At 47.4% G+C, this 576-nt stretch carries 1 protein-coding gene; it reads right to left on the bottom strand.

What is annotated here, in order from left to right:
* Nucleotides 1–464 (bottom strand): hypothetical protein (locus Q7C20_RS26940; RefSeq protein ID WP_375071216.1); only part of this gene is annotated, 464 nt, incomplete at its 3' end.
* Between the last annotated feature and the right edge of the window lie 112 nt (nt 465–576).

The raw sequence follows: 576 nt of genomic DNA, 5'->3' as shown, positions 1-576 counted from the left end.
AAATGTGGCCCCTCTGGGCGCGCGAGATGCTCCCACTGTGTGAGCCACAGGTCCGCATATTTCCTCACTTCCTTACCGGACTTTGAGAGTCTCTCTGCATTGGCGATGCTATCAACCCAAACCGTTCTGGCCCCGAAAAGCTTACCACACCGAAGGGCAAAATAACCGGGTGCCGCTCCTGTTGTGATGATCACCTCAGGGCGGTGCCGCCATACAATAAAAAACATCTCAATAAATTGCCGAATAAGGAGAATTTTTTCAGAGAGATTGGCATCCGTAACCGCTTCAAATTCTGGAAGCGGGTTACCTTCCTTTTTCGCCAAAGATTTCACAATATCGGCCAGCCCTCCATCTGTGCTCACATAGACTACCTGTAGCCCATTCCATGTCTTACGCATGCGCAATAACTGGACCCAGTGCCCTCCACATGATGCTACAAGCATGATTTTTGGGGATGTGGCCATTCAAAAGTTCCTCAAAGTAGAGCTTCGTGAAAGTTTCTAAATTATTCCCCCCTAGCACAAGGATTTAAAATCAATCCTCTGAGAAATATTGTCACTCTCTATGTGATAGGTT

Source organism: Pseudomonas sp. AMR01 (genome assembly GCF_041946035.1).
Lineage (GTDB): Bacteria > Pseudomonadota > Gammaproteobacteria > Pseudomonadales > Pseudomonadaceae > Aquipseudomonas > Aquipseudomonas antarctica_B.
Note: the sequence above shows the minus strand (reverse complement) of the source record. Positions and strands in the feature narration are given on the sequence as shown.